The sequence below is a fragment of the Microbacterium sp. cx-55 genome (genome assembly GCF_021117345.1).
In the GTDB taxonomy this organism is placed as follows: Bacteria; Actinomycetota; Actinomycetes; order Actinomycetales; family Microbacteriaceae; genus Microbacterium.
The window spans coordinates 2,222,970-2,245,732 of record NZ_CP088261.1 but is presented as its reverse complement, the minus strand read 5'-3'; the positions used below and the strand labels follow the sequence as shown (position 1 = coordinate 2,245,732).

At 70.2% G+C, this 22,763-nt stretch carries 21 protein-coding genes and 1 tRNA gene; 16 read left to right on the top strand and 6 right to left on the bottom strand.

All coding sequences use genetic code 11. From position 1 onward, the window contains the following. The first annotated feature begins 10 nt into the window (after nt 1–10). Both rsmA and LQ938_RS10625 read left to right on the top strand, forming a co-directional pair. Nucleotides 11–853 carry a 16S rRNA (adenine(1518)-N(6)/adenine(1519)-N(6))-dimethyltransferase RsmA gene (gene rsmA, locus LQ938_RS10630; RefSeq protein ID WP_223720618.1) on the top strand — a complete coding sequence of 281 codons (843 nt, stop codon included), beginning with the start codon at nt 11–13 and terminating at the stop codon, nt 851–853. A 125-nt stretch (nt 854–978) separates the two neighbouring features. Further along, nucleotides 979–1,896, top strand: a complete 918-nt coding sequence (locus LQ938_RS10625) for a phosphodiesterase (RefSeq protein WP_223720619.1) — start codon at nt 979–981, stop codon at nt 1,894–1,896. Here the strand turns inward: LQ938_RS10625 and LQ938_RS10620 are convergent. Further along, nucleotides 1,847–3,430 carry a stealth family protein gene (locus LQ938_RS10620; protein ID WP_223720620.1) on the bottom strand — a complete coding sequence of 528 codons (1,584 nt, stop codon included), beginning with the start codon at nt 3,428–3,430 and terminating at the stop codon, nt 1,847–1,849. The genes LQ938_RS10625 and LQ938_RS10620 overlap by 50 nt on opposite strands. A 95-nt stretch (nt 3,431–3,525) precedes the next feature. Between LQ938_RS10620 and LQ938_RS10615 the strand changes: the two genes are divergently transcribed. From LQ938_RS10615 to LQ938_RS10580, 8 genes are all read left to right on the top strand, one after another. Then, complete coding sequence (locus LQ938_RS10615; protein ID WP_223720621.1) at nt 3,526–4,458, top strand: 4-(cytidine 5'-diphospho)-2-C-methyl-D-erythritol kinase; 933 nt, start codon at nt 3,526–3,528, stop codon at nt 4,456–4,458. Nucleotides 4,459–4,497: 39 nt separating this feature from the next. After that, nucleotides 4,498–5,814 (top strand): GNAT family N-acetyltransferase, encoded by a 1,317-nt coding sequence (locus LQ938_RS10610; protein WP_223720622.1) that lies wholly within the window; start codon nt 4,498–4,500, stop codon nt 5,812–5,814. Between the two features lie 114 nt (nt 5,815–5,928). Further along, a complete protein-coding gene (locus tag LQ938_RS10605) occupies nt 5,929–6,231 on the top strand; it encodes a DUF427 domain-containing protein (RefSeq protein WP_223720623.1) in 303 nt (100 codons plus the stop codon). Between the two features lie 19 nt (nt 6,232–6,250). Next, entirely contained in the window at nt 6,251–7,075 is an 825-nt protein-coding gene (locus tag LQ938_RS10600) for an ABC transporter ATP-binding protein (RefSeq protein WP_223720624.1), read from the top strand. Continuing rightward, nucleotides 7,072–7,761, top strand: coding sequence for an ABC transporter permease (locus LQ938_RS10595; protein ID WP_223720625.1), 690 nt, complete (start codon nt 7,072–7,074; stop codon nt 7,759–7,761). Before LQ938_RS10600 ends, LQ938_RS10595 begins: the two co-directional genes overlap by 4 nt. Further along, nucleotides 7,758–8,510 (top strand): ABC transporter permease, encoded by a 753-nt coding sequence (locus LQ938_RS10590; protein WP_223720626.1) that lies wholly within the window; start codon nt 7,758–7,760, stop codon nt 8,508–8,510. Before LQ938_RS10595 ends, LQ938_RS10590 begins: the two co-directional genes overlap by 4 nt. A gap of 46 nt (nt 8,511–8,556) precedes the next feature. Further along, nucleotides 8,557–9,474 carry an ABC transporter substrate-binding protein gene (locus LQ938_RS10585; protein WP_223720627.1) on the top strand — a complete coding sequence of 306 codons (918 nt, stop codon included), beginning with the start codon at nt 8,557–8,559 and terminating at the stop codon, nt 9,472–9,474. A gap of 99 nt (nt 9,475–9,573) precedes the next feature. After that, a complete protein-coding gene (locus tag LQ938_RS10580; RefSeq protein WP_223720628.1) occupies nt 9,574–11,361 on the top strand; it encodes an ABC-F family ATP-binding cassette domain-containing protein in 1,788 nt (595 codons plus the stop codon). Nucleotides 11,362–11,698: 337 nt separating this feature from the next. Here LQ938_RS10580 and LQ938_RS10575 read toward each other — a convergent pair whose 3' ends face one another. Both LQ938_RS10575 and LQ938_RS10570 read right to left on the bottom strand, forming a co-directional pair. Next, nucleotides 11,699–12,253 carry a hypothetical protein gene (locus LQ938_RS10575; RefSeq protein ID WP_223720629.1) on the bottom strand — a complete coding sequence of 185 codons (555 nt, stop codon included), beginning with the start codon at nt 12,251–12,253 and terminating at the stop codon, nt 11,699–11,701. Next, entirely contained in the window at nt 12,250–12,747 is a 498-nt protein-coding gene (locus LQ938_RS10570; protein WP_223720630.1) for a MarR family winged helix-turn-helix transcriptional regulator, read from the bottom strand. The genes LQ938_RS10575 and LQ938_RS10570 overlap by 4 nt, the downstream gene beginning before the upstream one ends. Nucleotides 12,748–12,858: 111 nt before the next feature. Between LQ938_RS10570 and LQ938_RS10565 the strand changes: the two genes are divergently transcribed. The 6 genes from LQ938_RS10565 (at nt 12,859) to LQ938_RS10540 (ending at nt 18,494) form a co-directional block, all read left to right on the top strand. Further along, nucleotides 12,859–12,930: transfer RNA gene (locus LQ938_RS10565), tRNA-Gln, on the top strand. A gap of 1 nt (nt 12,931) precedes the next feature. Next, on the top strand, nt 12,932–14,401 hold the full coding sequence (gene glmU, locus LQ938_RS10560) for a bifunctional UDP-N-acetylglucosamine diphosphorylase/glucosamine-1-phosphate N-acetyltransferase GlmU (protein ID WP_223720631.1): 1,470 nt from the start codon (nt 12,932–12,934) through the stop codon (nt 14,399–14,401). After that, a complete protein-coding gene (locus LQ938_RS10555; RefSeq protein WP_223720632.1) occupies nt 14,376–15,410 on the top strand; it encodes a ribose-phosphate diphosphokinase in 1,035 nt (344 codons plus the stop codon). Before glmU ends, LQ938_RS10555 begins: the two co-directional genes overlap by 26 nt. Nucleotides 15,411–15,556: 146 nt before the next feature. Further along, a complete protein-coding gene (locus LQ938_RS10550; protein ID WP_223720633.1) occupies nt 15,557–16,054 on the top strand; it encodes an FMN-binding protein in 498 nt (165 codons plus the stop codon). Further along, nucleotides 16,054–16,929, top strand: a complete 876-nt coding sequence (locus LQ938_RS10545; RefSeq protein ID WP_223720634.1) for an FAD:protein FMN transferase — start codon at nt 16,054–16,056, stop codon at nt 16,927–16,929. Before LQ938_RS10550 ends, LQ938_RS10545 begins: the two co-directional genes overlap by 1 nt. Beyond that, on the top strand, nt 16,926–18,494 hold the full coding sequence (locus tag LQ938_RS10540; RefSeq protein WP_223720635.1) for an FAD-dependent oxidoreductase: 1,569 nt from the start codon (nt 16,926–16,928) through the stop codon (nt 18,492–18,494). The genes LQ938_RS10545 and LQ938_RS10540 overlap by 4 nt, the downstream gene beginning before the upstream one ends. A gap of 161 nt (nt 18,495–18,655) precedes the next feature. Here the strand turns inward: LQ938_RS10540 and pgi are convergent, their stop codons facing one another. From pgi to LQ938_RS10525, 3 genes are all read right to left on the bottom strand, one after another. Continuing rightward, complete coding sequence (pgi, locus tag LQ938_RS10535) at nt 18,656–20,335, bottom strand: glucose-6-phosphate isomerase (protein WP_223720636.1); 1,680 nt, start codon at nt 20,333–20,335, stop codon at nt 18,656–18,658. A 97-nt stretch (nt 20,336–20,432) separates the two neighbouring features. Then, nucleotides 20,433–21,938 (bottom strand): sensor histidine kinase, encoded by a 1,506-nt coding sequence (locus tag LQ938_RS10530; RefSeq protein ID WP_308116153.1) that lies wholly within the window; start codon nt 21,936–21,938, stop codon nt 20,433–20,435. Continuing rightward, on the bottom strand, nt 21,935–22,669 hold the full coding sequence (locus LQ938_RS10525; protein WP_223720637.1) for a response regulator transcription factor: 735 nt from the start codon (nt 22,667–22,669) through the stop codon (nt 21,935–21,937). The genes LQ938_RS10530 and LQ938_RS10525 overlap by 4 nt, the downstream gene beginning before the upstream one ends. Nucleotides 22,670–22,763 lie beyond the last annotated feature (94 nt).

The window sequence follows — 22,763 nt, the reverse complement described above, 5'->3', positions numbered from 1 at the left end:
GAGTTGAGGAATGACCGTGCACCTGCTCGGCGCGGCTGAGATCCGCGCGCTCGCCGCTGAGCTCGACGTCACCCCGACGAAGAAGCTGGGTCAGAACTTCGTCGTCGACGCCAACACGGTGCGCAAGATCGTGCAGGTCGCCCGCGTCACGGCGGGCGAGCACGTCGTCGAGGTAGGCCCGGGCCTCGGCTCGCTCACGCTGGCGATCCTCGAGACCGGTGCGAGCGTGCTCGCGGTCGAGATCGACCACCGCCTCGCGGAGCGGCTGCCGGCGACGGCGCGCGCGCACGGCGTGCGGGACGGGATGCTGCGCGTCGTCGACGCCGATGCCCTCCGCATCCGGGACCTTCCGGGCGAACCGACCGTGCTGGTGGCGAACCTGCCGTACAACGTGTCGGTGCCGGTGCTGCTGCACTTCCTCGAGTCGTTCCCGTATCTGCAGCGCGGCGTCGTCATGGTGCAGGCGGAGGTCGGAGAGCGGATGGCGGCGCCTCCCGGGTCGAAGATCTACGGTGCCCCGAGCGTCAAGGCCGCCTGGTACGGCACCTGGCGGCTGGCGGGCACCGTGTCGCGACAGGTGTTCTGGCCGGTTCCGAACGTCGACAGCGTGCTCGTCGGATTCGTGCGCGACGACCAGCTCCGCGCGGACGACGAGGAGCGGGTGCGCACGTTCCGCCTGATCGACGCGGCGTTCCAGCAGCGCCGGAAGATGCTCCGGCAGGCGCTCTCGAGCGAGCTCGGCGGTTCGGCGGCGGCCGCATCCGTCGTCCTGGAGGCTGCCGGCATCGACCCGACCGAACGCGGCGAGCAGCTCACGGTCGACGATTTCCATCGCATCGCCCTCGCGCTCTGACGCGAGCGCGCTCCCGGAGATTCTTCGGACGTTCATCGTCTATTCCCAGGCCTGCGAGGCTCCGTTCGGTAGCATTTTCCTCACGACACGGCCCGATCTGCGGTCCGTGGGCGAGGAGCACGCTCATGCGAACCGGGGAGCATCCCGCGGCCGAACGAGTCCTGTTGCATCTGAGTGACACGCACCTGCGTGCACCGGGACCCCTGTTGTTCGATCGGGTGGACGGAGAGCGCCGCCTGCAGCGCGCTCTCGACGGCATCGAAGCGAGCGGGGTCACCCCCGACGGAATCGTCTTCACCGGAGACCTCGTCGACCTCGGCGAGGCCGACGCGTACACGGCGCTCCGTGAGCTCGTCGAACCCTTCGCCGCACGCCTGGGTGCCCCCGTGTTCTGGGTCATGGGCAACCACGACGACCGCGGTGCGTTCCGCGAACGCCTGCTCGACGCCCCGGCCGAGGGCACGCCGATCGATCGGGTCGACGAGCTCGACGGGCTCCGCCTGATCACCCTCGACACCTCCGTGCCCGGGCACCACCACGGCGAGCTGCGCCCCGAGCAGCTCGAATGGCTCTCCGGCGTGCTGGCCTCGCCCGCGCCGCTCGGCACGATCCTGGCCCTCCATCACCCGCCCGTGCCGAGCGTTCTGCCGCTCGCCGCCAGCGTGGAGCTGCGCGACCAGCGCTCGCTCGCGACGGTGCTCCGCGGCACCGATGTGCGCGCGATCATCGCCGGGCACCTGCACTACTCGACGTTCGCGACCTTCGCCGGTATCCCGGTGTCGGTCGCGTCATCCACCTGCTACGCCCAGGACCTGACGGTTCCGGTCGGCGGCACGCGCCCGCAGGACGGCTCGCAGTCCTACAACCTCGTGCACGTCTTCGCCGACACCGTCGTGCACTCGGTCGTCTCGGTCGAGGCGCCGCGCCCGCTCGAGTACATCGACCCGAGCGAAGCCCTCCGGCGCCTGCACGAGGCCGGGATCGAGCAGGACGTCAGCGCCCGCCGGATGCCTCCGACGGCCCCTGTGCCGATTCTGCGCTGACCGCCGGCACCTCCCAGGGTGCGCGGACGGGGAACATCCGCTCCAGGAGTTCGGTGACCACGCGCACACGCACCTCTTCCGGTACTTCAACGCCCGATCCGCCGTCGTTCAGGCAGAACATGTCGACGTCGGAGCGCTCGGAGAGCCGCTCCATCCGGCGCAGCGAGTCGGCGAGAGTCGTCTGGAAGTAGCGCGTCCGGGGCGCGGTCGTCGCGACCGCACGCCCCGTGAACATCGCGTAGTAGTGGTACAGGCTGTTCGTCACCGAGACGTCGGTCGCGGAACGGAACCGGGATGCGGCCGTGCGCGCGAAGTCGTCGGGGAAGGTCTGCTCGAGCTCGCTCATGACGCTTCGCCGCAGCGGCGTCGCGCAGTGCTCGAGGTCGTGCGTGATCGTGCGGTCGAAGCGTTCGTGCAGGAGAGCGCGGTTGACGCGCAGGGCGTTGTCGTGGCCGCTCCGGTGCGGGGCGGGCGCGCCCGTGCCGATGCGGATGTCGCACTCCACGAAGCGGCTGATCCCGGCGGGGGAGAAGAAGAGCTCCGGCTCGACCGGGCGACCGAAGAACATGTCGTCGTTCGAGTACAGGAAGTGCTCGGCGAGCCCGTCGATGCGGTGCAGCTGCGCTTCGACCGCGTGCGAGTTGTGGATCGGGAGCACCGAGGTGTCCGCGAAGAACTCTTCGCTGGGAACGACGGTGACCCGCGGGTCGTCCGCGAGCCAGGCGGGCTGCGGGGAGTCGGTGGCGATGAAGATCCGCCGCACCCACGGTGCGTACATGTGCACGCTCCGCAGCGCGTAGCGCAGCTCGTCGACGTGACGGTATCGGGCGGCGCCCTCGTCGCCCTCGCCGACGACGTACCCTTCCATCTGCGCGGCGCGCTGGCGCTGGAACTCGCTGGACGAGCCGTCCACCCACGAGAAGACCATGTCGATGTCCTGCGTGAATTCCGCCGGGTGCGCGTCGAACATGCCCGAGATCGTTCGCCATCCGCGCCCGTAGCGCGAGATCTCGGCGAACTCGATGTCGGCGGTCGGCATGACCCGTCGGGTCAGCGCGTTGGCGTGCGGGGCTTCGATCGTCTCCGCACCCATCCGCCAGAACTCGAGCCGCACGCCGCTGCCGGCGCCGTAGCGCAGCCCGCCCGAGGTGATCCGCGGCCGGAACACGCGCATCGACGACGGTCCGCGGCGCTCGGCGGCGAGATCCGGAACCGGAATCGCGGTCAGACCCTTGGGCTTGGCGTAGAACGGCTCGGTGTCGCAGAGCGCGACGATCGCCGCCCACGCGCGCTCGCGGTCGGCCGTGTCGACGGCCAGCGCGGGCTGACGTCGTCCGTGCCGGATCAGGATGTGGGCGACGCCCACCTCGTCGAGAGCCTCCGCGATGCGCAGCAGGTCGGCGATGCGGGCCTCTTCCGGCGAGAGGTCTTCGTGCCGCACATGCAGAACGCCGTGATCGAGAACGACGTCTTCACGGGACAGAAGCGACGACCACGGGTGCGGGTCGGTGGGGAGCGCGGACAACGAGACCATCTCGTCAGCGTAGGTCACGTGCGTTACGGCGGGGTTACCGGGGCCCGATGCATCCGGGACCCGGCGTGCGGGCCGGGGCTGGTTAGGCTGCTGGGGTGAGCACTTCTCGGTCGGCCCGGCGCGTGCACGTTCGCGCCCCCGGGAAGATCAACGTCTTCCTCGAGGTCGGCGAGCTGCAGCCCGACGGTTACCACGAGGTCGCGTCGGCCTATCAGGCCGTTTCTGCCTTCGAAGATGTCTGGGCGAGCGAGAGCGACGAGATCACCGTCTCGGTCACGGGCGCCGTCGACGTCGCGGGCGTGCCGCTCGATGACCGCAACCTCGCGGTGCGAGCGGCTCGGCTGCTAGCCGCAGAGATCGGCCACCGCGGCGGAGTGCACCTGGAGATCCGCAAGGGCGTGCCGGTCGCCGGCGGAATGGGCGGCGGGTCGGCGGATGCGGCGGCCGCGCTGCTCGCCTGCGATGCGCTCTGGGGCGCGGGTCTTCCGCCCGCAGAGCTCCACGCCCTGGCCGCGCGCCTCGGCGCCGATGTGCCGTTCGCGCTCATGGGCGGCACCGCCGTCGGAACCGGGCGCGGCGATGAGCTGAGCCCGGCGCTCGCGCGCGGACGCTTCGACTGGGTCATCGTGACGAACCCGCACGGTCTCTCGACTCCGGCCGTGTACCGGGCGCTCGACGAGCATCGCGAGCGTCACGCCGTCGACATCGGACCCGCCGCGCACACTCCGGTCGTCGACCGCGATGTGCTGCACGCGATCCGTGCGGGCGACGCGGCGATGCTCGCGGCCTGCGCGCGCAACGACCTCCAGGCCCCCGCTCTGCACCTTCGGCCCGATCTCGTGCCGGTCCTCGAAGAGGGGGAGGGCGCGGGCGCGCTCGCCGGTCTCGTCTCGGGGTCCGGCCCCACCATCGCGTTCCTCGCCGCCGACGCGGAGTCCGCCATCGACCTGCAGGTCGTGCTGAGCGCCAGCGGTCACGTCGCCCGTCACGTGCACGGTCCCGTGCCCGGCGCGCGCATCGTGGACTGATCCCGCCGCACACCACCCGCTTCCACGAAGGGATGACCCATGGACGACACGTTCGTCAACGCCCACCACGACATGCCGGCGGATCCCGCATCCGCCGCCCGTGTCGCCCGGCGGGGACTCCGCCTCACCCGTCTCCGCAACGACGACCTCGCCGAGTTCGCCGCCTGGCAGCGCTCCGTGACCCGGGGCTTCCTCGAGGGCGAGCGCACCGAGGTGCAGCGCGACACGGGCTTCGACCTGCTCCGATACCGCCGGCTGATCGCGGTGCTCGATGACAGCGCGCCCGAGCCCGACGAGCCCGTCGCGACGTTCGCGTCGTGGGTCGGCGTCCTCTCGGTGCCCGGCGGGCAGCTGCCCTCGTGCGGGATCAGCGGCGTGACGGTCTCGCCGACCCACCGTCGGCGGGGACTCGCCCGCGCCATGATGGAGGGCGAGCTTCGCGTCGCCGTCGAGAGCGGCCTGCCGATCGCGTCGCTGACCGTGACCGAATCGACGATCTACGGCCGGTACGGGTTCGCCCCGGCCGCGTCGGTGGCATCGCTCGAGCTCGACGTGAAGCGCACGTCCTGGGCAGGTCCCGTGCCCGACGGGCGCATCGACTTCATCTCGCGCGACCGGTGGCGCGCGCAGGCCCCGGAGGTGTTCGACCGCATCCGCGCGGTGCGTCCCGGTGAGTTCGAGATGCCCGGGGGGCACTGGGACCGTTTCGCGGGCACGCGCCCGGATGCGGAGAAGCCCGGCCAGCTGCGGGCGATCCAGTACGCCGACGTCGCGGGGGTCGTCCGCGGCCTTGCGCTGTACACGGTCACCGAGAACGACCAGGACTACACGAAGTCGTCGGTCACCCTGCACTCGCTGCTCGCCGACGGCGATGACGCGTACGCGGCCCTCTGGCGGTACTTCGTCGAGCTTGACCTGATCGCGACGGTGCGGGCCAGCGAGCTGTCGATCGACGAGCCGCTCCTCTGGATGATCTCCGACCGGCGCGCGGCGACCGTCACCACGTTCGACCACCACTACCTGCGTGTGCTCGATGTGCCGGCGGTGCTCGGCGCTCGCCGGTACGCCGCGCCGGGACGCTTCGTGCTCGATGTCGACGACCCGTTCGGCTTCACCACCGGCGAATACACCCTCGACGTCGATGCGGATGGTGCCGGAACGGTGCAGGCGGGCGACGCCGGCGCCGAAGGATCGGTGCGGGTGCAGCTCGGCGTCGCCGAGCTCTCCGCGCTGGTGCTCGGACAGGTGTCGGCGGTGACGCTGGCTGCGGCCGGCCGCATCCGCACCGCCGACGTGGTCGCGCTCGATCGCACGTTCCGCTGGGACATTCCCGCCCGCCTCAGCTACTGGTACTGACCTCGGCCTGCCATACGCCGTCACGGAGCGCAATCCTCGGCCCTCGTGTCGGTGGGCGCCGGTAGCGTGTGACACGCTGCGGATCCGCGGCACGGATGGGGCCGGGAGGCAACCATGAAGGCACGTTTGGGCGACGCGGTATTGGCAGAGGCGGCAGACGAGGACCTCCTTCGCATCGAGGGCAACTGGTACTTCCCGCCGGCGTCCATCGCCGCGGGAGCGCTCAGCGAGAGCCCGACGCCGTACCGCTGTCCGTGGAAGGGCGACGCGCAGTACTTCCACGTCGTGACGGATGGCGAACAGCACGCTGATCTGGCGTGGTCGTACCCGCATCCGCTCCCCACCGCGATCGAGCGCGTGGGGTCGGACTTCTCCGGTTATGTCGCGTTCGACCCGCGCGTCGAGGTGTCGGCCTGACCGTCGGGCGGAGTCACGCATGATCGAGTTCCGCGGCGTCAGCAAAGAGTTCCCCGATGGCACACGCGCCGTGCAGGGGTTCGACCTCGTCATCCCTTCGCGCAAGACGACGGTCTTCGTCGGGTCCTCCGGGTGCGGAAAGACGACCCTGCTCCGCATGATCAACCGGATGGTCGAGCCGACCGCGGGCGTCATCGAGATCGACGGCGAGAACGTGCTCGACGGCTCGGCCGTCGAGCTGCGGCGCCGCATCGGGTACGTCATGCAGAACGCGGGCCTGCTGCCGCACTTCACGGTCGCCGAGAACATCGCGACCGTCCCCGTCCTCACCGGAACGAGCCGGCGCGACGCGCGGAGGCGGGCGCTCGAGCTGATGGAGGTCGTCGGCCTCGACCAGGCGATGGCCGACCGCTACCCGAGCCAGCTCTCGGGCGGTCAGCAGCAGCGCGTGGGCGTCGCGCGGGGACTCGCCGCCGACCCGAACATTCTGCTGATGGACGAGCCCTTCGGGGCGGTCGACCCGATCGTGCGGGCGGAGCTGCAAGAGGAACTCATCCGGCTGCAGCGCGAGCTCGATAAGACGGTCGTCTTCGTCACGCACGACATCGACGAGGCGTTCCTCCTCGGCGACCAGGTCGTGATCCTCGCCGCGGGAGCGCAGAAGCTCCAGGTCGGCAGCCCGAGCGAGATCACCGAGAACCCGGCAGACGATTTCGTCTCGGCGTTCATCGGCGCCGACAAGGGCAAGCGCGCCCTCCATCTGCGTCGCACGGGCGACCGCACGGTCGTCGTGGATGCCGAGGGGCGCACGCAGGGCCTGATCGTGGGTGAGTCCACGCCGTGAACTGGGTGGTGAACAATCTCTCCCTGATCGGGGAGTTGGCACTCGTGCACCTGCGTCAGAGCATCGTGGCGCTGATCATCGGATTCGTCGTCGCGATCCCGCTCGGCTGGGTCGCCTGGCGCTACCGTCTGGTGCGCAGCGGAGTCGTCACGATCACGGGGCTCCTGTACACGATCCCCTCGCTCGCGTTGCTGATCCTGCTGCCGAGCCTCACCGGGTGGTATTCGATCATCGCGGAGACGAATCTCATCGTCGCGCTGACGATCTACGCGGTGGCGATCCTCGTGCGATCGGTCGCCGACGGCCTCGACTCGGTCGATCCCGGTGTGCGGCAGGCCTCGACGGCGATGGGGTACGGATCGTTCCGTCGTTTCTGGGCCGTCGACTTCCCGCTCGCCGGGCCCGTCATCCTCGCCGGGCTCCGCGTCACCGCCGCGAGCACGATCTCGCTGGCGACGGTCGGCATCCTGGTCGGCATCTCGAATCTCGGGTACCTGTTCACCAACGGCCTGCAGCGCCGCATCATCCCGGAGGTGCTCGCGGGCGTCGTCGTCGTGGTGCTTCTCGCGCTCCTCGTCGATCGCCTGCTCGTCGTCCTCGGACGCGTGCTGATGCCGTGGACCCGCCGCGCCGCGGTGCCGCGCGCACGGCGCGCCCCGATCGTGGCCGCGGGGGCGAGCGCATGAACCTCATCGGCGACGCGATCGCGTGGATCTTCTCCGGGGGTGCCGGAAGCGCGTCCATGACGTCGATCCCGGTCGCCACCGCCCAGCAGCTCGGCTACACCGCGGTGTCGGTGGCGGTAGCGGCGGTGATCGCCGTCCCGCTCGGCTGGTACATCGGGCACACCGGCCGCGGACGGGAGTTCGCGATCGCGGTCTCGGGCGCGGCGCGAGCGATCCCGTCGTTCGGTCTGCTCATCCTGCTGACGCTGCTGCTCGGGGTGCTGCACAAGCCGGAGGCGGCGGTGCTCACGTTCGTTGTTCTGGCCGTTCCTTCGCTGCTCGCGGGGGCGTACACCGGTTTCGAGGCGATCGACCGACGCGTGATCGACGCCGGCCGCGCCATGGGCATGACGGAGTGGCAGATCCTCTGGCGCATAGAAGTGCCGCTCGGGTTGCCGCTGCTGATCGGCGGCATTCGCGCCGCGACCCTGCAGGTCGTCGCGACCGTGACGATCGCGGCCTACATCGGCCTCGGGGGCCTCGGGCAGTACATCATCACCGGACTCGCCCTGCGCCAGCTCGAGGTCATCATCGGCGGGGCCATCCTCGTCGCCGCGCTCGCGCTGATCCTCGACGGGGCGTTCGCCCTTCTGCAGCACGCCGCCGTCCCGAAGGGCGTACGGGCCACCGCATCCGTCTCCGCGTCGGGCTCCTCCCGTTCCGCGCGGCGCCGCAGAGCCGTCGCCGCCTCCCCGAACGTTCCGGCCTGACCCACCCGGTCGACCGGCCACGCACTCCCACCGAGAAAGAGGAATCATGTTCACAGCACGCACCAGGAAGGGCCTCGTCGGTTTCGCCGGCGTCGCGATCGCCGCACTCGCGCTCGCGGGCTGCTCGTCGAGCAACCCGCTGGACGAGGGAGGGTCGGATGCCACGACGGGGTCCGACTCCACCATCGTCGTCGGCTCGCAGGCCTACTACTCCAACGAGATCATCGCCGAGATCTACGCGCAGGCCCTCGAGGGTGCCGGCGTCACGGTCGAGCGCCAGTTCAACATCGGTCAGCGGGATGCCTACATCCCCCTGCTCGAAAGCGGCGAGGTCAGCCTGTTCCCGGAGTACTCCGGCAACCTGCTGCAGTTCTTCGACGCCGAGACCGAGGCCCGCACCTCCGACGAGGTCTACGCGGCCCTGCCCGCCGCCCTCCCCGAGGGGCTCGAGGTGCTCGACCAGTCGACGGCCAGCGACCAGGACTCGTACACGGTCACGGCGGCCTTCGCCGAGCAGTACAACCTGAAGACGATCGCCGACCTCGCGAACGTCGACGTGCCGTTGACCCTCGGCGGTCCGGCCGAGCTGGCCGAGCGCCCGTACGGCCCGACCGGCCTGTCGTCGACCTACGGCGTTGACGTCGCGTTCTCGCCGACCGGTGACACCACGGTCGAGGATCTGGTCGCGGGCACGGTCAACGTCGCCAACGTGTACACGGCCGATCCCCGTATCCAGACCGACGACCTCGTCGTGCTCGAAGACCCGGAGGGCCTGTTCCTCGCGTCCAACGTCGTGCCGGTCGTCAGCTCCGCGGTCGCGGATCAGGTCGCCGACGTGATCAACAAGGTCAGCGCCGCGCTGACCCCCGAGGGCCTCGTCGCCCTCAACGTGCAGTCGACCGTCGACGAGAAGTCGGCCGCCGACATCGCCGCGGACTGGCTCGCGGAGAACAACCTGAGCTGACGTTCGCGTCCCTGCGCGGCCCTCGGCACTCCGGTGCCGGGGGCCGTTGTGATGCGGGTGGGGCGCGGGCGCGTGCGCAGCGCCTACCCTGGAAGCAACATGGCGCATCTTCTCGGGGCAGAGGCCCTTCAGCTCGAATACCCCACCCGCGTCGTCTTCGACTCCGTCTCACTCGGCGTGAACGAGGGCGACCGGATCGGCATCGTCGGACGAAATGGCGACGGCAAATCCAGTCTGCTGGCCATGCTGGCCGGCCGGCGTGAACCCGACAGCGGCCGGGTGACTCGACGCGGCGGCGTGACCGTCGGCGTGCTCGACCAGGCCGACACGCTCGACGACGACGAAACCGTCGGTCACGCGATCGTCGGCGACGCCCCCGAACACGAGTGGGCGGGGGAGGCCCGCATCCGGGACATCCTGTCCGGCCTCGTCGGCGACCTCGACTGGAACGCGACACTCGGCACGCTCTCCGGCGGGCAGCGTCGGCGCGTCGCGCTCGCGCAGCTGCTCGCGGGCGACTGGGACGTGGTCGCTCTCGACGAGCCGACGAACCACCTCGACGTCGAGGGCATCGCATGGCTCGCCGAGCATCTGAAGCGCCGCTGGTCGGCCAGCTCCGGTGGTCTGCTCGTCGTCACCCACGACCGGTGGTTCCTCGATGAGGTGTGCACGGTCACCTGGGAGGTGCACGACCGCATCGTCGAGCCCTTCGACGGCGGGTACGCGGCGTACATCCTGCAGCGCGTGGAGCGGGACCGGCAGTCGGCCGCGATCGAGGCGCGCCGGCAGAACCTCGCCCGCAAGGAGCTCGCGTGGCTGCGCCGCGGCGCCCCCGCGCGTTCGACGAAGCCGAAGTTCCGCATCGACGCGGCCAACGAGCTCATCGCCGATGTGCCCGAGATCCGTGACCGGGTCTCGCTGCAGTCGCTCGCGGTTACGCGCCTCGGCAAGGACGTCGTCGACCTCCTGGACGCGGGAGTGTCCTACGACGGGCGCGAGATTCTCCGCGACGTCGAGTGGCGGATCGCTCCGGGCGAGCGCACGGGCATCCTCGGGGTGAACGGCGCCGGCAAGTCGACGCTGCTCGGGCTCGTCTCAGGTGCGGTGCAGCCGACCGTCGGCCGCGTCAAGCGCGGCAAGACCGTGAAGGTCGCGACCCTGTCGCAGCGCATGGACGAGCTTGACGAGCATATGAAGAGCCCGGTGCGTGTCGTCATCTCGAACCTGCGCACGAGCTACACGATCGGTGCCGGCTCCAAGGCCCAGGAGCTCACCCCGGGGCAGCTGCTGGAACGGATGGGGTTCGCTTCGGCCCAGCTGTCGACGCCCGTGAAAGACCTGTCGGGCGGGCAGAAGCGCCGCTTGCAGCTGCTGCTGATCCTGCTCGATCAGCCCAACGTGCTCATCCTCGACGAGCCCACCAACGACCTCGATACCGACATGCTCGCCGCGATCGAAGACCTGCTCGACTCCTGGGCGGGCACGTTGATCGTCGTCTCACACGACCGGTACTTCCTGGAGCGGGTGACGGATCAGCAGTACGCCATCCTCGGCGGGCGTCTGCGGCACCTCCCCGGCGGGGTGGAGGAGTACCTGCGGCTGCGCCGCGACGTGCCGCGAGGGTCGGAGCGGGTGGCTGCTCCCGCATCCGGAGCGAAGGCGCTCTCCGGCGCCGATCTCCGCGCGGTGCAGAAAGAGGTCTCGGCCATCGAACGCCGGCTCGGCAAGCTCGACCAGCAGATCGCGACGCGGCGGGCGGCGCTCGCCGACCACGACCAGTCCGATTACGCGGGTCTCGCGGCGGAGATGGCGGAGATCAGCGCGCTCGAGCGCGAGAACTCCGAGCTCGAAGAGCGCTGGCTCGAGCTCAGCGAGACCGCCGACTGAGGCGGTGCGCGCCCCGCCCGCGCGCTAACTCCTCCAAAGTCGTGCGTCGGCAGGCCGGGACGCCCCGGAAGCCGCGTTCTGGAGGAGTTGTAGCGCGCGACGGAGGTCGCTGGAGCTCGCGGGAGGGCGCGGGGCTCGCGCCGCCCGGCCGGCGTCAGTGCAGCGCGACCTCGGTGCGCACGCTCGCCGCGCGCTAACTCCTCCAGAGTCGTGCGTCGGCCGGCCGGGGAGCCCCGGATGCCGCATTCTGGAGGAGTTGCCGCGCGCGACGGAGGTTGCCAGCGCGCGCGACGGAGGCCGCCGGAGCGTGCGGGGAGGTCGCGCCGCCGGGCCGGAGTCAGTGCAGCGCGTACTCGAGGATGATCAGGGTGAAGCCGAGGAACGCGGTGCCGACGGCGCCGAGGATCCGGACGATGACCGAGCTTCGGCGCCGGCTGTACGCCGCGTAGCCGAGCACGCCGAGCACCACGACAGCAACCCACGCCGACCAGTTGTACGCGTCGAGTCCCGTCAAGCCCGTGAACGAACCGATCACGAGCACGACGATGGTCGGCAACGCGGCGTAGAGCATTCCGGACGAGTGATGCAGGGCACGGCGGAACGCGACTCCGAAGCCACGCTCGCCGTGATCGGTGAGCGTGTGCGCGAAGACGTGCGCCGCGTAGAAGATCGCGAGCGCCGGTATCGCGTCGAGCAGCATCCCGCCCGCCGAGATCGGCGTGCCGTCTTCTTCAATGTCGTCGGAGGAGATCGTGATGAACGAGGTGAAGACGATCAGACCGTAGATCGCGGTGGCGGATCGGAAGCGCACGTCGAAGAATCGCTCGAGTGCGCTGCGTCCCGGCTCGGTCCCGTCGCTGCCGGCCACGCTCTCGGGCGTCCCCTCGCTCATGCGTCGAATCCCAGCGAGAGCTTGCGAAGGAGCCCCGCGAGACGGTCGCGGTCTCCGCGCGAGATGCGTTGCAGCAGGATCGCCTCGGCGTCGACCAGGCGCGTGATGGCGGCGTCGACGCGCGTGCGGCCGTCGTCGGTGAGGATGACGAGGATGCTGCGCCCATCGCCGGGGTCGGCCTCGCGGCGGACCAGGCGCCGGCCGACGAGACGGTCGATGCGGTTCGTCATCGTGCCGCTGGAGACGAGCGTCTGCTGCAGGAGTTGCTTGGGGCTGAGCTGGAACGGCTCGCCGGACCGGCGGAGCGCCGAGAGCACGTCCCACTCCCACGGCTCGAGGTCGCTGCGGCGGAACGCGTCGCGGCGCGCGCGGTCGAGGTGGCGTGACAGCCGGTCGACGCGGGAGAGCACCTCCAGCGGCGAGAAGTCCAGGTCGGGGCGCTGCGTCACCCACGATCCGACGATTCGGTCGACCTCATCGGACTCGTGTGCCATCTGCCCATTATCGAGCGTGCCGGGGCCGGGGGCGAGTCCCGATCGGCGTGCGGGGTGAGAGCGCGGGCGAGATGGCAGACTGGAGGACGGCCGTGCCCGAAAGCGCGGTGATCCGCCGTGGTGTAATGGCAGCACGACAGCCTTTGGAGCTGTTAGGTCTAGGTTCGAATCCTGGCGGCGGAGCATGTCAGAGACGCATACCGCACCGCTCGCCGTCATCGTGCTCGCCGCAGGCCAGGGAACCCGGATGCGGTCGCGATTGCCGAAGGTGCTGCATCCGCTCGCCGGCCGGCCCCTGGTCGGGCACGTGCTCGACACGGCCGCTGCCCTCTCACCGGTGCGGATCGTCGTCGTCGTCCGGCACGAGCGCGAGCAGGTCGCCGGTGCGGTGGCCGACCTTCTGCCCGATGCCGTCGTCGTCGATCAGGACGACGTGCCCGGCACCGGACGCGCGGTGGAGCTCGGTCTCGACGGCCTCGGCGATTTCGCCGGCGATGTGCTCGTGCTGAGCGGTGATGTGCCGCTGCTCGAGCCGGTGACCCTCGAGGCGCTCATCGCGACCCACCGCGACCGGTCCGCATCCGTGACCCTGCTGAGCGCCGTGCTGGCTGAACCGGCCGGCTACGGGCGGGTGCTCCGCGACGCGGCGGGCGATGTGGAGCGCATCGTCGAGCAGAAGGACGCCACCGATCACGAGGCCGCGGTCGACGAGATCAACGCGGGCGTCTACGTCTTCACGACCGATGCGCTGCGCCGCCACCTTCCCGAGGTCGGGCAGGCGAACGCGCAGGGTGAGAAGTACCTCACCGACGTGGTCGGGATCGCGCGCCGCGCGGGGGAGCGGATCGCCGTCGGGATCGCGCCCGACCCGGCCGCGGCTCTCGGTGTCAACGACCGGGTGCAGCTCTCCGAGGCCGCGCGGCTGTTGAACGCGCGCACTGTGCGGCGGTGGCAGCGCGCGGGCGTCAGCATCCTGGACCCCGCGACGACGTGGATCGACGTCGACGCGACCTTCGAGCCCGACGTGACGGTGCTTCCGAACACGCAGATCCTCGGGGCCACGACCATCGCCGCGGGCGCCACGATCGGACCCGACACGAGTCTCACGGACTGCGAGGTGGGCGCGGATGCGGTCGTCCGCCGCAGCGACGCGACACTCGCGGTCATCGGCGCCCGGGCGAACGTCGGCCCGTTCGCGTACCTGCGTGCCGGCGCGATCCTCGCCGACGACGCAAAGGCCGGAACGTTCGTCGAGGTGAAGAACTCCACGATCGGCGAGGGCAGCAAGGTGCCGCACCTGTCGTACATCGGCGACACCACCATCGGGCGCGGCGTCAACCTCGGAGCCGGCGCGATCACGGCGAATTACGACGACATCGCGAAGCATCGCACCGAGATCGGCGACGAAGTGCACAGCGGCTCGCACAACGTCTTCGTCGCGCCCGTTAGAATCGGAGCCGGCGCGAAAACGGGTGCCGGTGCCGTCATCCGCAAGGATGTGCCGGCAGGAGCTTTGGCTCTCAGCGTCGCCCCTCAGCGCAATGTCGAGGGATGGGTCGAGAACAACAGACCGGGCACGGCCGCAGCGGATGCGGCGGCGCGCGCACGATCGGCACAGGAAACGAGCGATGGCACGCAAAGACAAGACGGTTGATCTCGATCGCGAACGCGGCATCGCCCCGGGACTCGTCGCAAAGACCAAGAAGCGGCTGGTCATCGCCTCCGGCCGTTCGCACCCGGAGCTGGCGACCGACGTCGCGAGCGCGCTCGGCACCGAAGGTGTGCCCACCGAGTACCGCACGTTCGCGTCCGGCGAGATCCTGACCCGTTTCGAGGTCTCGATCCGCGGATGCGACATGTTCCTCCTGCAGTCCTTCGGGCCGCCGGTGAACGAGTGGCTGATGGAAACGCTCATCATGCTGGATGCGGCCAAGCGCGCGTCCGCGAAGCGCATCACCGTCGTCGCTCCGTACTACCCCTATTCGCGCCAGGACAAGAAGGGGCGCGGGCGCGAGCCGATCAGCGCCCGGCTCGTGGCCGATCTGCTGCGCACAGCGGGCGCCGATCGCGTCATGAGCGTCGATCTGCACGCGGCGCAGATCCAGGGCTTCTTCGACGGCCCGGTCGACCACCTGTTCGCCAAGCCCGTGCTGCTGGAGTACTTCGAGCGCACCCTGAGCGCCGACGACCGCGCGAAGCTGACCGTCGTCTCCCCGGACACGGGTCGCGTGCGCGTGGCCGACACCTGGTCGGACAGCCTCGGTGCTCCGCTGGCGATCATCCACAAGCGCCGCGATCCGAACGTCGCCAACCAGGTGACGGTCAACGAGATCGTCGGTCGGGTCGAGGGCCGCGTCTGCCTTCTGGTCGACGACATGATCGACACGGGCGGCACGATCGTGAAGGCCGCGCAGGCGCTGAAGGCGAGCGGCGCCGAGCGCGTCATCGTCGCCGCGACGCACGCGGTGTTCAGCGACCCGGCGGTCACTCGTCTCCAGGACCCCTCGATCGACGAGGTCGTCGTCACCGACACGATCCCGCTGCCCGAGGAGAAGCGCTTCCCCGCGCTCACGGTGCTGCCGATCGCCCCGCTGCTCGCCCGCGCCATTCGAGAGGTGTTCGAGGACGGTTCGGTCACGAGCATGTTCGACGGCGCCGCGTAAGGCGGTTTCGGCGGCCACTCCTAGGGTTCTCATAGAGTCGCCCTCAAGGATCGAAGGTGTCGGCGCACCGCGTCGGCACTGACAGCGCGAAAGACGCACCCGGGGGACCGGGCGTCGTCGCGAGGCACGCATCCAGGAGGACCGTCATGATCCGCACGAACGCCGTACCCCGCCCCATCCGTTCCGCCGCCGCACTCGCGGGTGTGGCGGGCATGCTCGCCCTCGCCGGGTGCGCAACCACGCCGTCTTCGACCGCCGAAGACACCGCGACCACTCCGACGACCAGCTCGTCCTCCAGCTCGGCGGATGCCGGCACTGACACGTCGGCTGAGGCGTCCACCGGTTCCACGTACGCCGACGGCACCTACACGGCCGAGGGCTCGTACCAGACCCCCGAGTCGGTGGAGAACATCAGCGTCACGCTGACCCTCGCCGACGACGTCATCACCGCCGTCGAGGTGACGGGTGACCCGCAGGCGCGCGAGTCGCAGCAGTACCAGTCGCAGTTCATCGGCGGCATCTCGGACGAGGTGGTCGGCAAGAGCATCGACGAGATCTCGGTCAGCCGCGTCGCCGGCTCGTCGCTCACCAGCGGCGGATTCAACCAGGCCGTCGAAGAGATCAAGAGCGAAGCAGCGGCCTGATGGCCGACTCCTGGCGGTTCGACGCGATCGGCACCCGCTGGGACATCGTGACCGACGAGCCGATCGACGATCTGCTCCGCCGCGAGGTGGCGGGGAAGATCGAGGTCTTCGACGAGACGTGGTCGCGGTTCCGCGCGGACTCGCTCGTGTTGGGGCTGACCGCATCCGCCGCCTCCGCCACCGGCTCGGTCGCGGCGGTGCCGTCGCCCCCGGATGCGGCCGCGATGCTCGAGGTGTACCGGGAGCTCTCGGACGCCACCGGGGGAGCGGTGAACCCGCTCGTCGGCGACAGCCTCGCGCGCCGCGGCTACGACGCGGGGTACTCCTTCGTCGACCGCGGCGCGCAGGCGGCGCCGGGCGATTGGCCTGCGCTGCTCACCTGGGATGACGAACTTCGCCTTCGTGCGGGCGCCACGATCGATGTGGGCGCCCTCGGAAAGGGCCGACTCGTCGATCTCGTGCTCGGCATTCTCGCGCCGCGCGTCGCGGGGACGGTGCTGGTGGATGCCAGCGGCGACCTCGCGGTGCGCGGCGGGCCGACGCGCGTCGGCCTCGAACACCCCTACGACGCGAGCCGGGCGATCGGTGTCGCGACGGTGACGGATGCGGCGCTCTGCGCGTCTGCCGTGAACCGGCGCGCGTGGGGAGAAGGACTGCACCACGTGCTCGATGCCCGCACCGGAATGCCGGTGCGGCGGGTCGCTGCCACGTGGGTACTGGCGGATGACGCGATGTACGCGGATGCCGCCGCGACCGCGCTCTTCTTCGACGGCGGCCCGGAACTGGCCGCCCGGTGGGGCGTGGATTGGGTACGGATGACGACCGACGGGCGCGTGGAGTGGGCGCCCGACACAGAAATGGAGCTGTTCGTATGATCGCCTCGCTCACCGCTGCCCGGCAGCGCGTGACCGCCCTGCTGGGGCGGCTCTCGATGTACCGCTTCGTGCAGCTCGCCCTCGTGCTGCTCGCGGTGATCGCGCTCGCGCTGTCGCTGTTCGGGCTCGTCGTTCCGACCCCGGCCGAGCTTCTCGTGACCGCTGCCGTGCTGGCCGTCGTGTCGGTGCTCGCCGACACCGGGATGCAGCGCCTGCTGCGCCTCCCGCTCCGCGCGGAGTCCTCGCTCATCACCGCGGCGATCCTGCTGTTCGTGCTGCGCCCGACGCTCGAGCCGATCGGCCTCGTCGGCATTGCGATCGCGGCGGTGGCCGCATCCGTCTCCAAGTACCTTCTGGTCTGGCGTGGTCGGCACATCTTCAACCCCGCCGCGGTCGGGGCGACCGTGGTGACCGTCATCTCCGCGCTCCTGCCGCTCGATTCGGGAATCGGCGGCTCGGCGTGGTGGGTCGGTTCGCCCGTCCTCTTCGGCCCGGTGCTGCTCCTCGGTATCGCGGTGCTGTGGCGCACCGAGAAGCTTCGCGTGGTGGGACTCTTCCTGCTCGTGGCGATCGTCGTGAACATCATCCGGGTCGTGGTGCAGTTCGGTCAGAGCGGGCTCGAGTTCGATGCCCCCACCGTGATCGGTCAGATCCTCACCGCATCCCCGTTCCTCTTCCTCGGCGCGTTCATGCTGTCCGAGCCGCTCACGCTGCCGCCACGCCGCAGCCAGCAGCTCGTCGTGGCGACGGTGGTCGGTGTGCTCGCCGGCTGGCCGATCGCGATCGGGTACATGACGCTCGGCCAGGAGCGGGCGCTGCTGATCGGCAACCTTGTCGCCTTCCTGTTCTGCCTTCGCGCGGCCGTTCGGCTGACGCTGGTGGAGCGGACGTCGCCGTCGCCGACCGTGCGGGAGCTCACGTTCCGCACGGCTCGCCCGCTCGCGTTCCAGGCCGGGCAGTACCTCGAGCTCGATGTGCCCCACCGCCGCGCCGATGCCAAGGGAACCCGCCGACCGTTCAGCATCGTGTCGGCGCCCGAGGACCTGCCGACCGTTCGCGTCGCCTACCGGGACGGCGTCGGCGCCCAGAGCACGTACAAGCGTGCGCTGGCCGAGGTCGGGCCGGGCAGCACGTTGGCGGTGACGGGAGTGTGGGGAGATTTCGCTCTGCCGCGCGACAGTGCTCGTCCGCTGCTGCTGGTCGCGGCCGGAATCGGGGTCACCCCGTTCGTGTCTCACCTGCGGCACCTGGCGGCGACCGGCGACCGCCGAGACATCGTGCTGGTGTACGTGGCCACGGATTCCTCGCAGATCGTGTTCCGTGACGACATCGCCGCATCCGGCGTTCCCGTCGTGGTGTTCACCCGCGACGAGCCCACGGCTCTGCCGGCCGGCTGGGTGTGGGGTGGGCCGGAACGTCTCGACGCGGCCGCCTTGGCCCGTGTCGTTCCCGATCTCGAGAACCGGCACGCCTACATCTCGGGCCCGCCCGCGCTGATCGCCGATCTGACGCCGGCGCTGCAGAAGGCCCGCGGCATCACGACCGACGCCTTCAGCGGCTACTGACCCGCGCGCGCCCCGAAAGCCCGCGAGACGGGATCTTCGCGCCGAAGCCGTGGGTTAACCCCACTGTCTCGGCGCGAAGATCCCGTCTCGCGGTTGGTGCGCCCAGCGCAGGCGGGCGCGCTCCGCGCAGGCGGGCGGGCCGCCTGGGCGAGCGGATGCGGTCAGGCGCGGTGCGCGCGGTAGTACTCGAGCAGTGCGCGGGTTGAGGCATCCTGCGCGGCGAGGGCGTCGTCGTCGCCCTCGATCGCCGGAGCGATCTGCAGCGCGAGCTGCTTGCCGAGCTCCACGCCCCACTGGTCGAAGGAGTTGATGCCCCAGATCGCGCCCTGGGTGAACGTGATGTGCTCGTACAGCGCGATCAGCTGCCCGAGCACGGCGGGCGTCAGCGCCGGCGCGAAGATCGACGTCGTCGGACGATTGCCGGCGAACGTGCGGGCCGCGACGAGCGGGCCCGAGGTGCCCTCCGCCTCGACCTCTGCGGCGGTCTTGCCGAAGGCGAGTGCTTTCGTCTGCGCGAGGAAGTTCGCCAGGAACAGCCCGTGCACATCCCGCTCGCCGTCGGCGAGGGGATAGGCGGGGTTCGCGAACGCGATGAAGTCGGCCGGGATGAGGCGCGTGCCCTGGTGGATCAGCTGGTAGAACGCGTGCTGTCCGTTCGTGCCCGGTTCGCCCCAGAAGACCTCGCCCGTGTCGGTGGTGACGGGGGTGCCGTCCCAGCGCACGGACTTGCCGTTGGACTCCATCGTCAGCTGCTGCAGGTACGCGGGGAAGCGGCTGAGCTGCTGCGCGTAGGGCAGCACGGCGTGCGACTGCGCGCCGAGGAAGTTGCCGTACCAGACGTTCAGAAGGCCCATCAGCACCGGCACGTTCTGCGCCAACGGCGTCGTCCGTACGTGCTCGTCGACCGTGTGGAACCCGGCGAGAAGCTCGCGGAACACGTCGGGGCCGAGTGCCACGGCGAGCGACAGGCCGATCGCCGAGTCCACCGAGTAGCGTCCGCCGACCCAGTCCCAGAAGCCGAACGCGTTCGTCGGGTCGATGCCGAATGCCGCGACCTTGTCGAGCGCCGTCGACACGGCCACGAAGTGGTGCGCGACCGCATCCGTCCGCGCGGTGTCGTCGTCGGTGATGGCCCCGGATGCGGAGAGTCCGCGCCACAGCCAGTCGCGGGCGAGGCGCGCGTTGGTGAGCGTCTCGAGCGTCGTGAAGGTCTTGGACGCGACGATGAACAGCGTCGTCTCGGGGTCGAGGTCGGCGGTCTTCTGCGCGATGTCGGTCGGGTCGATGTTCGAGACGAACCGGGCCTGGATGCCCGCATCCGCGTACGGCTTCAACGCCTCGTAGACCATGACCGGTCCGAGGTCGGAGCCGCCGATTCCGATGTTGACGACATGGGTGACCTTGCGGCCGGTGATGCCGGTCCACTCGCCCGAGCGCACGCGGTCCGCGAAGGCGGAGAGCGCGGTCAGCACGTTCTGCACGTCGGTATCGATCGCCTGACCGTCGACCTCGAGTGCGGGCTCGGCGCCGGGCGGACGGCGGAGCGCGGTGTGCAGCACGGCTCGGTCTTCACTCGTGTTCAGGTGCGCGCCCTGCAGCATCTCGGCGTAGCGCTCGGCGACGCCCGTCTGCTCGGCGAGGCGCACCAGGGTGGCGACGATCTCGTCGGTGACGAGGTTCTTCGACAGGTCGACGTGCAGGTCGCCGAGCGGGAGGCTGAACCGGTCGACACGACCGGGGTCGCTGGCGAACCACTCGCGGAGGTTCGGGGTGAAGCCGGTGCGGAAGCTGTCGAGCTCGGCCCAGGCGGGGGTGGCGGTGGCATCGATGGGACTGGTCACGAGTTCCACGCTAGCCCTTCGCCGGGGCAGGCGGATGCGGTGTGTCCCGGGCAAATCTCCGGTGCCGCCCCGGCCTGCGACCGGCGGGGTGCCGGGGTCAGGCGGCGGGAGCGGGATCGGCTGGTTTCGCGGGCAGCCGCACGGTGAACGTCGTGTCGCCGGGCACCGAATCGACCGTGATCTCGCCGCGGTGCGCTTCGACGATGGCGCGGACGATCGAGAGCCCGAGGCCGGTGCCGCCGGTCTTCCGTGCGCGCGACCGGTCGGCGCGCGAGAAGCGCTCGAACAGCTCGTCGGCCACGGCCGGGTCGACGCCGGGGCCGTCGTCGTGCACGCGCAGCACTGCCTCGGAGCCCTCCTGCGCGAGCCCGACGGTCACCCGTGTGCCCGCCGGCGTGTGGGTGCGCGCGTTGGCGAGCAGGTTCGCGATCACCTGGGTGAGTCGGGACTCGTCGCCCGCCAGGATCACGGGCTCCTCTCCGAGGTCGATCTCCCATACGTGGTCGCGTCCGGCGGCCTGCGCGTCTCCGACCGCCTCGATGACGACGCGGGAGAGATCGACCGCCCCGTGCACGAGCTCCTGTCCCTCCTCGAGCCGCGCGAGGAGCAGCAGATCCTCGACGAGCGCGGTCATCCGCAGCGACTGCGCCTGGATGCGTTCGAGGGCGGATGCGGAGTTCTCGCTCAGCGAGGGGTCGCGCAGCGACAGCTCCGAGTACCCGCGGATCGATGCGAGCGGTGTGCGCAGCTCGTGGCTGGCGTCGGCGACGAAGCGCCGCATCCGCTCCTCGTTGCGCTGACGCGCGTCGAGCGATGCTCCCACGTGGTCGAGCAGGGTGTTCAGTGCCGCGCCGACGCGTCCGATCTCGGTGCGTTCGTCGGATTCGGATGCGGGCACGCGCTCGGCGATCGTCACCTCGCCCTCGGCGAGCGGCTGGGCGGCGACGCGTTCGGCGGTCGTCGCGACGGCCCGGAGCGGGCGGAGGCTGCGGCGGATGATGATGGCGAGCACGACCCCGAGGAGCACGAGGCCGCCCGTCGTCACGAGCCCGACCGTGAGCAGGATCTGCCCGAGGGTCGCGGTGACCTCGGATGTCGGCAACCCGAGCAGGACGAACGAACCGCCCGTGCCCATCTGCTTGTGGACGCGATACTCGCCGAGGCCGTCCACAGTGACCGTCTGCCGGTCGGTCGTCGGGTCGACGGCGCTCAGCAGTCCGCTGATCTGGTCGGACGTGAGCACCTCGACCGAGTCGGTGTCGACGTACGCTCCGGAGATTCCGCTGAGCGACGAACCGTAGATGAGAAGCGTGCCGGGCACCTGCCGACCCTTGTTCAGGATGTCGGCGGCCGTATCGGTCGGATAGCCGCGAAGATCCGCCGCATCCTGCACCTGAGTGTCGAGGTTCGCCTGCAGGATCGACGTCAGGATCGTTCCGGTGCCGAGGGCCACGGCGCCCAGGATGATCGCGACCATCCCGATCACGGCGATCATCAGTCGCGCCTGCAGCGTCATCCGTCGGAAGCGTCGCGTCGCGCCCCCGTCGGCGCGGTCATCGAGGTCGTTCGGGTGGTTCCCGTCGGGCGCGGAATCCGCGCTCACAAGGCCGCTTTGATCATGTATCCGACGCCACGGACGGTGTGGATGAGGGGATCGCGGCCCTGGTCGATCTTCTTGCGGAGGTACGAGATGTAGAGCTCGACGACGCTGGACCGGCCGCCGAAGTCGTAGTTCCAGACCCGATCGAGGATCTGCGCCTTGGACACGACCCGGCGCTGGTTGCGCATGAGGTAGCGCAGCAGCTCGAACTCGGTCGCGGTCAGCTCGATCTCGACGCCGGCGCGTTCGACCTCGTGGCTGTCTTCGTTGAGGCTCAGGTCGCCGACGCGGAGGATGGGCTCGGAATCGCTCGCCTGGGCCGTGCCCGCGCGGCGCATCAGACCCCGCAGACGCGCCACGACCTCTTCGAGGCTGAAGGGCTTGGTGACGTAGTCGTCGCCTCCGGCGGTGAGTCCGGCGACGCGATCGGAGACCGCATCCTTCGCGGTGAGGAAGAGGACCGGCACGTCGTTGCCCGACTGGCGCAGGCGCTGCAGCACGGCCATGCCGTCGAGGTCGGGCATCATGATGTCGAGCACCATGGCATCCGGGTCGAACTCGCGTGCCACCTGGAGCGCCTGGAGACCGGATGCGGCCGTCTTGACGTCCCAGCCTTCCATCCGCAGCGCCATCGAGAGCAGATCGGTGAGCATCTGCTCGTCGTCGACGACGAGCAGCCGAGGGGGAGTTCCATCGGCGCGGTGCAGAGCGGTGGCGGGAGCGATCGTGGTCATGCCTTTGATTGTGCGCGGGTTTCTATGGGGTTCCTATGGTGCAGCTTATGGGCTGGCTGTGAGCTCGGGAAGAGGGCGCCGAGAGGAATGCGGA